The sequence below is a fragment of the Streptomyces sp. NPDC051218 genome, from assembly GCF_044455475.1.
Taxonomy (GTDB): Bacteria; Actinomycetota; Actinomycetes; order Streptomycetales; family Streptomycetaceae; genus Streptomyces.
In genome coordinates this window covers 1-12,613 of sequence record NZ_JBITEU010000006.1, presented here as the reverse complement: position 1 = coordinate 12,613, position 12,613 = coordinate 1, and the positions used below count along the sequence as shown (strand labels likewise).

Below are 12,613 nucleotides of genomic sequence, written 5' to 3'. Positions count from 1 at the left end.
CTAGCGTCAGAAGGCTACGTTGTAGATGAGACCTGCGAGCGCCCCGCCGATCAGCGGCCCGGCCACGGGGATCCAGGCGTAACTCCAGTCGGACGTGCCCTTGTTCGGGATCGGCAGGAACGTGTGCACGATGCGCGGGCCCAGGTCGCGGGCCGGGTTGATGGCGTAGCCGGTGGGCCCGCCGAGCGAGAGGCCGATGCCGACGACCAGGAACGCCACGATCAGCGTCTGCGTTCCGGACTCGCCGAGCCCCTCGGTGAGCCCGAAGGCGAGGATGGGCAGCACCAGGGCGATGGTCGCGATGATCTCCGTGACGAGGTTGGCGGCCGTGTTGCGGATCTCCGGGATGGTCGAGAAGACGCCGAGCGTCGGCGTCGGCTCGTGCGCGCTGGTCAGCTTGTCCTTCACGTTCCGGGAGACGTTGGCGTTGAACTGCGCGTAGTACACGAGATACGCCAGGACGGCGCCGAGCATCGCGCCGACCATCTGCCCGAGCAGATAGATCCAGACCTTGCCCCACTCCCCGGTGTCGATGGCGATGCCGAGTGTGACCGCGGGGTTGAGGTGACCGCCGGAGAGCGGACCCGCGGTGTACGCGCCGGCGAGCACGCCGAAGCCCCATCCGAAGGCGATGACGACCCATCCGGAGGCTTTCGCCTTCGAGTGGTTCAAGGTGACGGCGGCGCACACGCCGGCGCCGAAGAGAATCAGGATCGCGGTGCCGATGATCTCACCGACGAAGATGTCCCCATTCGAGTACATGGCGGCTCCTAGGGCCTCGCCCGGGGCGGTGGCCCCGGTACTCCGTGCTGGGTGCGTTCCACGACTACTGCCTGGCCGTGCCCGGTGACTTCAGCCGAAGGCAGGGGTGTCCCGCGCCCCGCCCGGCTTCCATGGCGAGCGTGCCGTCGCAGTCGCATCGCCCAGAGGGGGATGACCCGCTGAACAGGCCGTTCGTGCAGACCTTCGCGCGTACAGGGGCCCTGAATGGCGCGGAGCCGAAGTGCGGCGATGCCGACTGACACCGGAAGTGTTCACCGGTGGTGATGGAGCGTCAAGGTCGCGGACGGCAACGGTTAACCGGCGTGTGCCCTTCCCTCGCGAGCCCCCGCGAGGCGGCCGTGGTCTTCCACCGCGACGAGCGGGGGAGAGCCGGTGAAAGCGCTCAGCGCACCGCGACGACCGAGGAGCCGTGCCCGAAGAGCCCTTGGTTCGCGGTGATCCCCGCACGCGCCCCCGTGACCTGACGCGCTCCCGCCGTGCCCCGCAACTGCCAGGTGAGCTCGCATACTTGGGCGATGGCCTGGGCCGGTACGGCCTCTCCGAAGGAGGCGAGTCCCCCGCTGGGGTTGACCGGTATGCGCCCGCCCGGAGCGGTCGCCCCCTCTCGCAGCAGCTTGGCCCCCTCGCCCTCGCCGCAGAGCCCGAGATCCTCGTACCACTGCAGTTCGAGCGCGGTGGAGAGGTCGTAGACCTCCGCCAAGGAGAGCTCGTCGGGCCCGATGCCCGCTTCTTCGTACGCCGCGTGCGCGATGGAGGCGCGGAAGGTCCCGTCGGCCGGCGCCACGGCGGCCGCGGAGTCCGTCGCGATGTCCGGCAGGTCCAGGACGGTGGTCGGGTAGGTGGGTGTCACCGTGGACACCGCTCTGATCCGCACCGGGTCCGCCGTGCCGTGCCGCCGCGCGAACTCCATGCTGGAGAGCACGAGCGCCGCCGCTCCGTCGGAGGTCGCGCAGATGTCGAGCAGCCGCAAGGGGTCGGCGACGACGGCCGACGCGGCCACCTCTTCGGCGCTGACGGTCTTGCGGTAGCGCGCGTTCGGATTGAGCGCACCCGCCGCCGCGTTCTTCACCTTGACCTGGGCGAAGTCCTCCAGAGTGTCGCCGTGCACCGCCATCCTGCGGCGCGCGTACAGGCCGAAGTACGTGGGGTTGGTGGCGCCGAGGAGCCGGAACCGCAGCCAGTCCGGGTCGTCGTTCCGCTCCCCTCCGGCCGGCCGGAAGAACCCCTTGGGCGCCGCGTCGGCCCCGACCACCAGGACGACGTCGGCGAGGCCCGCCAGGATCTGCGTACGCGCCGTATTGATCGCCTGGGCCCCGGACGCGCACGCCGCGTACACGCTCGCGACCCGCGCGCCCTGCCAGCCGAGCGCCTTCGCGAAGGTCGCCCCGGCCACGTACCCCGGATAGCCGCCGCGCACCGTGTCGGCGCCGACGATCGAACCCACGTCGCGCCAGTCCACCCCGGCGTCGGCGAGCGCCGCGCGGGCCGCCGCCGTGCCGTACTCGATGAAGCTGCGGCCCCACTTGCCCCAGGGATGCATACCTGCACCGAGCACCGCTACCTCGCTGGTCATGCGCCCACCCCCACCGGCCGCCAGTACCACGTCGTCGCTGCTTCTTCCTCGTCCCCGCCACCCTCGCCGGCCCCGTCGAGCACCCCGGGGACGACCTCCACCTCCATGCCGACCTCCAGATCGGCGACGGTGACCCCCGGGACCGACTGGCCGAGCACCACCATCCGCTCTGCCTCCAGCTCCACAGCGATCAACGCGTAGGGCTCCCACGGAAGTTCCGGATCCGACACATAGGGCGCGGGAGGGCGATAACGGCTGTCCGTGTACGACCACACGCGTCCCCGCGGGGAAAGCGGCACCTCGTCGAGGTCACCGCCCGCGCAGCCGGGATTGCGGCAGAAGCCGTCCTCGCGGGGGAAGAAGACACACGCGCAGGCCGAGCAGCGCGTGCCCAGAAGACGGAACTTGTCTCCCTCCCCGGCGAACCATCCGGTCACTACGGGAGTACGCGTATGCGGCAAGGCTCCTCCACGACACTGGATCTGACGGAACGTCAGAAGTGTGCCACGGGCAACCGGATCCCGTCAGTAGCCCGGCACCCGCTACTTCCCCTGCAGCGAGCGGCGTGCCACGGGGAAGTCGAAGTACGTGTCAGGGAAGAGCTCGGGCTTGTACGTGAAGTGCCACCACTCCTCGGGCAGGTTGACGAACCCGACCTTGGTGAGCGCGCCCCGCAACAGATCACGGTTGGCGCGCTGCTTGCCGGTGATCCGGGGATCGTCCGTGTGCGAGAGGGTGTCGAAGCAGTCGAACCCCGTCCCCATGTCCACGGAGTTGTCGGGGAAACGCTCACCCTTGGGCCCGAAGCAGGGCGTGAGGGGCTCCCCGGGGATGTACGGACGCGTCGGCAGTGCGGGCAGCTTCACCACCGTCAGATCGAGTGTCGAGCCCCGGCTGTGCCCGGACTTCGCCGCGATGTAACCGTCCTCGAACAACCGCGACTTGTCGACATGGGGATAGAACTCCGCCTTCATGCGCACATCGCCGAGGTCCTCGGCCCAGCGCACGAACTGGTCGACCGCCCGCTGCGGCCGGTAACAGTCGTACACCTTCAGGGAGTAGCCCTTGCGCAGCAGCGTGCGCTGGGCCTTGTGCAGGGCCTTCGCCGCGGGCTCCGTGAGGATGCACATCGGCTTCTTGTAGCCGTCGATGGGCTCACCCACGAAGTTGTGCGGCGTGAGGTAACGCATCTCCTGGATGATCGTCGGGTCGACGTCGCGCAACGCCACGAACCCATCGGGAGCCTTGGGTTCGGGCTTGGCGTGAGCGGTCGAGGGAGCGGCGGCCACGGCGGCGAGAGCGGTGGCGGTGACGGCGAGATTCCGCACCGCGGCGGTGAGTCCTGTCATGAACCCTGCATCTATCAGCATCCGGTCCCGGAGGGAAAGACCGCCCCCCGGAGCGACCGGACAGTGATCGGATACAGTCCGCGGCGTGTCCGCCACCCAGCACCACGCCGAACCCGTACCGGGCTCCCACTGTTCGAGCTGCGGGACGCCCTACGGGGACCACCTTTCCGCCTGGCCCCGCACCTGCCCCGCCTGCGGCACGGTGGCCTACCGCAATCCGCTGCCCGTGGCGGTGGCACTGCAACCCGTGTACGACACCAAGGGCACCGCCCTTGTCGTCGTGACCCGCACCATCGCCCCCGCGCGCGGGGCAGTGGCCCTGCCCGGAGGATTCATCGACGACCGGGAGGACTGGCGTGACGCCGTCGTCCGCGAGCTGGCGGAGGAGACCGGCATCAGCGCGGCGAGCCGGGACGTCCGCCTCGCCGACGCGCTCAGTGCACCCGACGGCTACCTGCTGCTCCTCGGTCTCCTGCCCGAACGCCCGGTGGCCGAGCTGCCGGACCCCGCCCCCACGGGCGAGACCGAAGGCTGGCACCTGCTGTACCGCCCCGCCGAACTAGCCTTCCCGCTGCACACCTTGGCCGCGCGCGCCTGGTTCGAAGGGCGCTACGTCTGAGGGCCCACGCCTCCCCGCACCGTCACCCGCAGCCCGGCCTCGCCCGCGTCCCCGCCCTCCCGCTCGACCACAACCCGCTTGCCGACCCACCGCGCGGCGAACCGCTCGATCTCCGGCTGCTCCCACCCGTCACCCGCGTCCCGCACCACCAGGCCGCCTCCCGTACGCCCCGGGGCCGGCGCCCACACCTCCAGCTCGAGCCCACCGTCGGCGCCCCGCACCGGAAGCACCGCACCGGCCCGCGCGAGCACCGGGATCCGCGACAACGGAGCCTCCAGAAGCACCCGGGCAGGCCCCTCATACATCTGGCCGGTCACCGTGTCGTACCAACGGCCCGCCGGCAACCGAACCGTACGGCGGACAGCTCCCGGCTCCAACACCGGCGCCACCAACAGACAGTCCCCGAGCAGAAACGCGTCCTCGCAGTCACGCAACTCCCGGTCCTCCGGACTGCCCCACCACAGCGGCCGCACATACGGCGCTCCCGTACGCCGTGCCAGATGCGCGAGCGTCACGAAGTACGGCAGCAACCGGCGGCGCTCGACGAGCGCCACGCGCGCGTGCTCCAGGACTTCGGGCCCGAACTCCCAGGGCTCCCTGCGCCCGGCCCGCAGCGCGGCATGCGTACGGAACAGCGGCAGACACGACCCGAGCTGGAACCACCGCAGATACAGCTCGGGCGACGGACTGCCGTCGAACCCGCCCACATCAGGACCCGAGTACGGCACGCCGCACAACCCCAGACCCAGGACCAGCGAAAGCGACGCCCGCAGTCCCGGCCACCCCGTGGCCACATCCCCCGACCACGTGCCTCCGTAGCGCTGCATACCCGCCCACCCGGAGCGCGAGAACAGGAACGGCCGCTCCTGGGGGTGCAGTTCGGCAAGGCCCTCGTACCCGGCACGCGTCATCCCGAGGCCGTACACGTTGTGCGCCTCGCGATGGTCACCGCCGCGGCCCTCCAGGGCGTGCCGGGCCGAGCGGGGCAGTGTCGGCTCCCCGAACGCGGCGAAGGACACCGGCTCGTTCATGTCGTGCCAGAAACCCGCGAACCCCTGGGCGAGCCGTTCCTTGTAGAGGCCACCCCACCAGGCCCGCACCCGAGCGCTTGTGAAGTCCGGATACACCGCCTGCCCCGGCCAGACGACCCCGTGCACCGTCCGCCCCGCGGCGTCCCGCACGAAAGCGTCCGTCGCCCGGCCGCTGTCGTAGACCTCGTTGCCCGCCTCCGCCTTCACCGCCGGATCGACGATCGACACCAGGCGCACACCGTCCCTGAGCAAGTCGTCGGCCAGCTGCGGCAAATGGGGATAGGTCTCCTTGTCGACGGTGAACACCTGGTGTGCTTCGTAGTGATCGATGTCCAGATGAACGGCGTCCAGCGGCAGCCCCCGCTCCCGGTACCCGGCTGCGATGCGCCGCACCTCCCACTCACTGCCGAAGCCCCACCGCGCGTGATGGTGCCCGAGCGCCCACGCGGGCGGCAGCGCGGGCTGCCCGGTGAGCGAGGCCCAGGTGTGCAGCACGCGCGCGGGGGTGCCCACCATCACCCAGCACCGCAGCGGCCCACCGTCCATGCGCACCTCGGACGAACCCGCCCTGTCGTGCCCCGACCCGGCGCCCTCCGCGCCCTCGCGCAACGCCACGGTGCCGTCCCACGTGTTGTCGTGGAACACCAGATGACAGCCGATATCGGCCACAACGAGCTGTACGGGCATGGTGATGTACAAGGGGCCGTCGCCAGGCCCGAACGAACGCCCGGGATCGGTGTTCCACAGGCGGTACGTGCCGTTCCGCAGCCGCGGCCCCCGAGCGCGTCCCCCAAGTCCGAAGAACCGTGCGTCCGCCGCCACTTGCGAGCGCTGCAGCCAGCGCACGGCCCCGTCCTCCGTCTCCCACCAGCGGGGCGGCAGATCACGGCGCAGCATCAGACCGCCCGGCGTCCGCAGCTCCACAGTGCCGAGCCGCGAGACGACCACCGTCGCCCGCTCCGACACCACCCGCCAGCCGCCCTCCTTGTCCGGCTCCAGAACGGCCCGCGGGTCGGCCTCCGGACTCCCGCTGACGAGCGCGTACGAAGGATCGGGCTCCGCACCGTCCCAGCCCCAGAAGACGGCCCCGCCCGTCGTGACCCGCACCCGCAACTCGGAACGGGCGAACCGCACCACACCACCCCCGGGCCCCGGCTCCACCCCCGTCACCGGACCGGGCACCCGCGCGCGCTCGACACCCCGGGGAGCGAGCCCCGCCGCGTCCACCCGCCGCCTGCGCCAAGAGGACCGCACCGCACGCAACCCCTGCGCCGTACCGACCAAGCTGACCGCCTTCATCGAACGCACCAGGTCACGACCGTTCATGCTGCTCACCCTGCCACCGAAAAAGCCGCGCATGGGCATCGTTCAACTGCCGTTCACCTGGGGTGAGGGCACATATGCGCCACGCCGACTGTGTGAGGCACACCCTGGTGTCGAAATCGATCACGTGGCATCGTCCCTGTCAGCCGTGTCGCGCGCACGACCAGCACGCGCGCACCACACACGCATACGACGCGTAGAGCCCGGGAGCCGACCCATGTCCTCAGCGAACCCCTCACCGCTCTGGCAGCCCGACCAGGAACGGATCGCCGCCGCGCAGATCACGCGGTTCCAGGCATGGGCGGCCGAACGCCACGGAGCACCCGCCGCCGGCGGCTATGCCGCCCTGCACCGCTGGTCCGTGGACGAGCTGGACACGTTCTGGAAAGCGGTGACCGACTGGTTCGACGTGCGGTTCTCGACGCCCTACGCGCGCGTACTCGGCGACCGCTCCCTGCCGGGCGCCGAGTGGTTCCCCGGGGCCACGCTCAACTACGCCGAACACGCCCTGCGTGCCGCCGAGGACCCCGCGCGCACGAGCGACCCGGCTCTCCTCCACGTTGACGAGACCCATGAGCCCGCCGCCGTGACCTGGGGCGAGCTCCGCCGCCAGGTGGGCTCCCTCGCGGCGGAGCTGCGCACCCTGGGCGTGCGCCCCGGGGACCGCGTCAGCGGATACGTCCCCAACATCCCGCAGGCCGTCGTCGCCCTCCTGGCGACCGCGGCCGTCGGTGCCGTCTGGACCTCATGCGCCCCGGACTTCGGCGCACGCAGCGTCCTCGACCGCTTCCAGCAGGTCGAACCGGTCGTCCTGTTCACCGTGGACGGCTACCGCTACGGGGGCAAGGAGCACGACCGCCGCGACGCCGTCGCCGAGCTGCGCCGCGAACTGCCCACCCTGCGCGCCGTCGTCCACATCCCGCTGCTCGGCACCGAAGCCCCCGTAGGCGCCCTGGAATGGGCCGACCTCACCGCATCGGACACGGCACCCGTCTTCGAGCCGGTCCCGTTCGACCACCCCCTGTGGGTGCTCTACTCGTCCGGCACGACGGGCCTGCCCAAGGCCATCGTCCAGTCCCAGGGCGGCATCCTCGTCGAACACCTCAAGCAGCTGGGCCTGCACTGCGACCTGGGCCCCGAGGACCGCTTCTTCTGGTACACGTCCACCGGCTGGATGATGTGGAACTTCCTCGTCTCCGGCCTCCTCACCGGCACCACGATCGTCCTCTACGACGGCAGCCCCGGCTATCCCGACACCGGCGCCCAGTGGCGCATTGCCGAACGCACGAAGGCCACCCTCTTCGGCACATCGGCGGCGTACGTCATGGCGTGCCGCAAAGCAGACGTACACCCGGCCCGCGACTTCGACCTCTCCACCGTCAAATGCGTGGCCACCACAGGCTCACCGCTCCCGCCCGATGGATTCCGCTGGCTGCACGACGAGTTCGATCAGACCCCCGGCGGCCTGTGGATGGCCTCGGTCAGCGGCGGCACGGACGTCTGCTCCTGCTTCGCCGGAGCCGTACCCACCCTGCCCGTCCACATCGGCGAGCTCCAGGCCCCCAGCCTCGGCACCGACCTGCAGGCCTGGGACCCCCAGGGCAAGCCCCTCATCGACGAGGTCGGCGAACTCGTGGTCACCAACCCGATGCCCTCCATGCCGATCCGCTTCTGGAACGACCCGGACGGCAGCCGCTACCACGACAGCTACTTCGATACCTATCCCGGCGTCTGGCGCCACGGCGACTGGATCACCGTGACCTCGCGCGGCTCGGTCGTCATCCACGGCCGCTCCGACTCCACGCTCAACCGCCAGGGCGTCCGCATGGGATCGGCCGACATCTACGAAGCCGTCGAACGCCTCCCCGAGATCCGCGAATCCCTCGTCATCGGCGTCGAACAGCCCGACGGCGGCTACTGGATGCCCCTGTTCATCCACCTCGCCCCCGGCGCCACCCTCGACGACGGCCTGCGCGACCGCATCAAGCAGACGATCCGCGCCCAGCTCTCCCCGCGCCACGTCCCGGACGAGGTCATCGAGGTCCCGGCCATCCCGCACACCCTCACCGGCAAGCGCATCGAGGTCCCGGTCAAACGCCTGCTCCAAGGCACAGCCCTGGACAAGGCGGTCAACCCCGGCTCGGTGGACAACCTCGACCTCCTGCGCTTCTACGAGGAACTGGCCCGCAAACGCTCCTGACTCCCGGCCCGCGGCCGTTGTCAGTGCTCCCCATTACTCTGAGTGAGCATTGATCGACGTACCGCAGGGGGAATCATGGCTCGCACGCACACGACCATGCGACGCGCACTACGCCGCGAAGTCGCCGGCACCATCGGCCTGTTGGCCGACGAGGACGACTTCGCGGCGATGCGCCGCTACCGCACCTTCACCTTCGACGACCACACGACCTACCTCCGGCAGGCCGAAGGCCTCCTCAGGTCACTCGCGTCCGACGGCGGCCACACGGCCATCGCCCTCTTCGACCCCGAGGAGTACGCGGAATACTGCGCCGAGACCGGCCTCGACCCCGACGCCCCGGCCAGCCGCACCCGCTTCACCGCCGAACTCGCCACCACCGGCCCCACCGTGCCGTACGACGGCCAGCCCCTCGCCGAACTCCTCCCCGACCTCGTCGACGAGGCGGTCCGCCGGGCCACCTGGGAGTACGCCACGATGCTCCTGGCCCGCCTGGGCTCCTGTGCGGTCTGCGGCGACGACATCGGCCGAGCCGCCTTCAACCGCGCCTCGGACCTGCTCGTCCAGCTGCTCGACACATCGAGTCCCGGCACCCGGCACCTCGTCTGCAGCGTGCCCGCCGCCCAGGAGACGCTCCTCGCCGCACTGCACGCGGCACAGGACACCGAGGGCAACGCCGAACTCGACGAGACCGAAGCCCTGGAGTTCACCACGGTCCTCGCGGTCGGGATCGCCACGCACAGCGCCGCGGGCGTGGTGATGCGCACCACCGCGGACGGGAAACACGACCGCGTCCAGGGCTGGCGCCTGCACGGCGAGCGACTGCTGCCCCTCACCGCCGCCGAGGTCTTCGACGCCTACTGCACCGACGCGGTGTCAGGAGACCTCGTCGCCCCTGAATCGGGCGTCGACTATTGCGCCGCACCGATCGTCGGCGACGACCATCCCGGAGGGGGCCACCGCCACTGAACGCCGAGGGGCGCCCCACCCGCACGGGATGGAGCGCCCCTCACACACCTGGTTCCGGCTACTCGCCGGACAGAACCGCCTGCGCGGCCTTCCGGGCTTCCTCGGCGCTGTCCGCGGCACGCGCGGCGGACGCCGCACGCTCGCACTGAGCGAGCGTGTACTTGCCCAGCGTCGCTCGCACGTAAGGAATGGACGCCGCACCCATCGACAAGGAGGTGACACCGAGACCGGTCAGCACACACGCGAGCAGCGGGTCGGACGCCGCCTCGCCACACACACCACAGCTCTTGCCCTCGGCCCTTGCCGCCTCGGCGGACAGCGCGACCAGGTCGAGCAGCGCGGGCTGCCACGGGTCCTGGAGCCGGGACACAGCGCCCACCTGACGGTCGGCCGCGAAGGCGTACTGCGCGAGGTCGTTGGTGCCGAGCGACAGGAACTCGACCTCCTGGAGAATCGAGCGCGCCCGCAGAGCGGCCGACGGAATCTCCACCATGGCACCGAACTTGGCCTGCAGTCCCGCCTCGCGGCACGCGTCGGCGAACGCCTTGGCGTCGATACGGTCGGCGACCATCGGCGCCATGACCTCGAGGTAGACCGGCAGCCCCTCGACGGCCTTGGCCAGCGCCGTCAGCTGCGTACGCAGCACATCGGGGTGCTCGAGCAGCGACCGCAGCCCGCGCACACCCAGCGCCGGGTTCGGCTCATCGCCGGGCGTCAGGAAGTCGAGCGGCTTGTCGGCACCGGCGTCGAGCACACGCACGACGACACGGCCCTCGGGGAAGGCCTCGAGCACCTTGCGGTACGCCTCGACCTGCTTCTCCTCCGACGGCGCCTTGGTGCTGTCGTCGAGGAAGAGGAACTCGGTGCGGAAGAGACCGACACCCTCGGCCCCCGCCTCCACGGCGGCCGGCACATCGGCGGGACCGCCGACGTTGGCCAGCAGCGGCACCTTGTGCCCGTCGGAGGTCGCACCGGGGCCGGTCGACGCGGCGAGCGCGGCCCTGCGCTCGGCGGCCGAGGCCTCCAGCTGGCTCCTCTTCTCCGCACTCGGCTCGACGAAGATCTCACCGGTGCTGCCGTCCACGGCGACCACCGTGCCCTCGGCCAGCTCACCCGCACCCGGCAGAGCGACGATCGCCGGCACACCGAGCGCCCGCGCGAGAATCGCGCTGTGGCTGGTCGGCCCGCCTTCCTCGGTCACGAAGCCGAGCACCAGCGTGGGGTCGAGCAACGCCGTGTCCGCAGGCGCGAGGTCGCGCGCGATGAGGATGTAGGGCTCGTCGCTGTCCGGAACACCGGGCATCGGAACGCCCAGCAGACGGGCGACGATTCGATTCCGCACGTCATCGAGGTCGGCGACACGACCGGCCATGTACTCGCCGGCGCCCGCGAGCAGCTCGCGGTAGTGGGAGAACGCGTCGTAGACGGCGCGCTCCGCCGAGCTGCCGACGGTGACGCGCCGGTCGACATCGGCCATGAGCTCGGGGTCCTGGGCGATCATGGCCTGCGCCTCGAGCACATGCTGTGCCTCGCCACCCGCCAGATGACCACGCGCATTCAGGTCGGCGGCGACAGCTTCCACAGCCTGGCGAGCACGCCCCTGTTCGCGCTCGGCCTCCTCCGCGGGAATCTGCTTGGCAGGCGGCTCAAGCACCGCCGTCCCCATGTGCCGAACCTCGCCGATCGCCACTCCGTGGCTCACGCCGACGCCTCGCAGCGTTGTCTCCATTTCACCGTCTCCGATAGAGCGACGGGCCCAGCCGCCGCGGTGTATGTCGTGCCGGCCGTCAGGGACGGCGATGACGTCACTTCCAGCTGAAGAGAGCGTCCCCAGCCTTTACGTCGCCATCCTCCACGAGGCCGGAGAGGGACTCGGCAGTGGCCTCCAGGGCCACGATCGGGCAGACCGGGGACTTGCCCGCTGCCTCGACGGCCGCGGGGTCCCAGCGCACGATGGACTGACCGCGCTGCACGGTGTCACCCTTGTTCACGAGCAGCTCGAAGCCCTCGCCGTTGAGCTGGACGGTGTCGATACCCAAGTGGGTAAGGACGCCGTGACCCTGGTCGTCCACGACGACGAAGGCATGGGGATGAAGCGAGACGACGATGCCGTCGACGGGGGCGACAGCCACGGAGGGCTCACGCGCGGGGTCGATGGCCGTGCCGGGCCCGACCATCGCGCCGGAGAAAACGGGGTCCGGTACTGCAGACAGCCCGATGGCGCGTCCGGCAAGCGGGGACGTCACGCTGGTCATGGCAAGCCTCCCAGGGGGTGGAGATACGTAGCCGCCGTCACTACCTGTCCTGGACGACGCACTGTTCAGAAGGGTAAGTCATAAAAAGTCCCGGTTCCGCGCGAGAGGTCCCGGATGACTGAGTAGAGGCACTGCACAAACGATTTGCGCCTGCCCCAACAGCCGATGTACAGTCGTAGTCCTGCCTGAGGCGAGCGACGCGGTCAAGCGTCCGGACTCGGCGGCATCTATCAAGTCAGATCCTAATCCCTGGGTCCGCTTCTGCGTGCTCGCAGATGAGTGGTCAGGGAGTCGAGAAAGGCCTGATAGAGTTTGGACTCGCCGGAAAGGGAAACGCGAAAGCCGAAAGGCGGGAGCGGGAACCGGAAAGGCGCCGAGGAAATCGGACACGAAAGAGTCTGATAGAGTCGGAAACGCAGGACAGCAAGACAAAATGAAACACCGAAGGGAAGCGCCCGGAGGAAAGCCCGAGAGGGTGAGTACAAAGGAAGCGTCCGTTCCTTGAGAACTCAAC

General features: G+C 70.2%; 10 protein-coding genes. 3 read left to right on the top strand and 7 right to left on the bottom strand.

Features of this window, described 5'->3' with window-relative positions; genetic code table 11:
* Positions 1–6 precede the first annotated feature (6 nt).
* The 4 genes from ACIBCK_RS18770 to ACIBCK_RS18755 form a co-directional block, all read right to left on the bottom strand.
* Entirely contained in the window at positions 7–762 is a 756-nt protein-coding gene (locus ACIBCK_RS18770; protein ID WP_399391567.1) for an MIP/aquaporin family protein, read from the bottom strand.
* A gap of 403 nt (positions 763–1,165) precedes the next feature.
* A complete protein-coding gene (locus ACIBCK_RS18765; RefSeq protein ID WP_399391566.1) occupies positions 1,166–2,356 on the bottom strand; it encodes a lipid-transfer protein in 1,191 nt (396 codons plus the stop codon).
* Positions 2,353–2,817 (bottom strand): Zn-ribbon domain-containing OB-fold protein, encoded by a 465-nt coding sequence (locus ACIBCK_RS18760; protein WP_399391564.1) that lies wholly within the window; start codon positions 2,815–2,817, stop codon positions 2,353–2,355. The genes ACIBCK_RS18765 and ACIBCK_RS18760 overlap by 4 nt, the downstream gene beginning before the upstream one ends.
* An 81-nt stretch (positions 2,818–2,898) precedes the next feature.
* Positions 2,899–3,705, bottom strand: coding sequence for a M15 family metallopeptidase (locus ACIBCK_RS18755; RefSeq protein ID WP_399391563.1), 807 nt, complete (start codon positions 3,703–3,705; stop codon positions 2,899–2,901).
* 85 nt (positions 3,706–3,790) lie between these two features.
* On the opposite strand from ACIBCK_RS18755, the gene ACIBCK_RS18750 reads away from it, so the two are divergent.
* Entirely contained in the window at positions 3,791–4,324 is a 534-nt protein-coding gene (locus ACIBCK_RS18750; protein WP_399391561.1) for an NUDIX domain-containing protein, read from the top strand.
* Here ACIBCK_RS18750 and ACIBCK_RS18745 read toward each other — a convergent pair.
* Positions 4,315–6,681 (bottom strand): glycoside hydrolase family 31 protein, encoded by a 2,367-nt coding sequence (locus ACIBCK_RS18745; protein WP_399391560.1) that lies wholly within the window; start codon positions 6,679–6,681, stop codon positions 4,315–4,317. The genes ACIBCK_RS18750 and ACIBCK_RS18745 overlap by 10 nt on opposite strands.
* Before the next feature lie 214 nt (positions 6,682–6,895).
* Between ACIBCK_RS18745 and ACIBCK_RS18740 the strand changes: the two genes are divergently transcribed.
* Entirely contained in the window at positions 6,896–8,878 is a 1,983-nt protein-coding gene (locus ACIBCK_RS18740; protein ID WP_399391558.1) for an acetoacetate--CoA ligase, read from the top strand.
* A gap of 75 nt (positions 8,879–8,953) precedes the next feature.
* Positions 8,954–9,844: a hypothetical protein gene (locus ACIBCK_RS18735; RefSeq protein ID WP_399391556.1), complete on the top strand. Its 891-nt coding sequence runs from the start codon at positions 8,954–8,956 to the stop codon at positions 9,842–9,844.
* 58 nt (positions 9,845–9,902) lie between these two features.
* On the opposite strand, the gene ptsP is transcribed toward ACIBCK_RS18735, so the two are convergent.
* Both ptsP and ACIBCK_RS18725 read right to left on the bottom strand, forming a co-directional pair.
* Complete coding sequence (gene ptsP, locus ACIBCK_RS18730) at positions 9,903–11,573, bottom strand: phosphoenolpyruvate--protein phosphotransferase (protein WP_399391554.1); 1,671 nt, start codon at positions 11,571–11,573, stop codon at positions 9,903–9,905.
* A 76-nt stretch (positions 11,574–11,649) separates the two neighbouring features.
* A complete protein-coding gene (locus ACIBCK_RS18725; protein WP_399391552.1) occupies positions 11,650–12,099 on the bottom strand; it encodes a PTS glucose transporter subunit IIA in 450 nt (149 codons plus the stop codon).
* Positions 12,100–12,613: the final 514 nt, after the last annotated feature.

Coding starts and splice junctions, on each gene's coding strand:
- ACIBCK_RS18770 (WP_399391567.1), bottom strand. CDS start 762: ATGTACTCGAATGGGGACATCTTCGTCGGTGAGATCATCGGCACCGCG.
- ACIBCK_RS18765 (WP_399391566.1), bottom strand. CDS start 2,356: ATGACCAGCGAGGTAGCGGTGCTCGGTGCAGGTATGCATCCCTGGGGC.
- ACIBCK_RS18755 (WP_399391563.1), bottom strand. CDS start 3,705: ATGACAGGACTCACCGCCGCGGTGCGGAATCTCGCCGTCACCGCCACC.
- ACIBCK_RS18745 (WP_399391560.1), bottom strand. CDS start 6,681: ATGAACGGTCGTGACCTGGTGCGTTCGATGAAGGCGGTCAGCTTGGTC.
- ACIBCK_RS18740 (WP_399391558.1), top strand. CDS start 6,896: ATGTCCTCAGCGAACCCCTCACCGCTCTGGCAGCCCGACCAGGAACGG.
- ACIBCK_RS18735 (WP_399391556.1), top strand. CDS start 8,954: ATGGCTCGCACGCACACGACCATGCGACGCGCACTACGCCGCGAAGTC.
- ptsP (WP_399391554.1), bottom strand. CDS start 11,573: ATGGAGACAACGCTGCGAGGCGTCGGCGTGAGCCACGGAGTGGCGATC.
- ACIBCK_RS18725 (WP_399391552.1), bottom strand. CDS start 12,099: ATGACCAGCGTGACGTCCCCGCTTGCCGGACGCGCCATCGGGCTGTCT.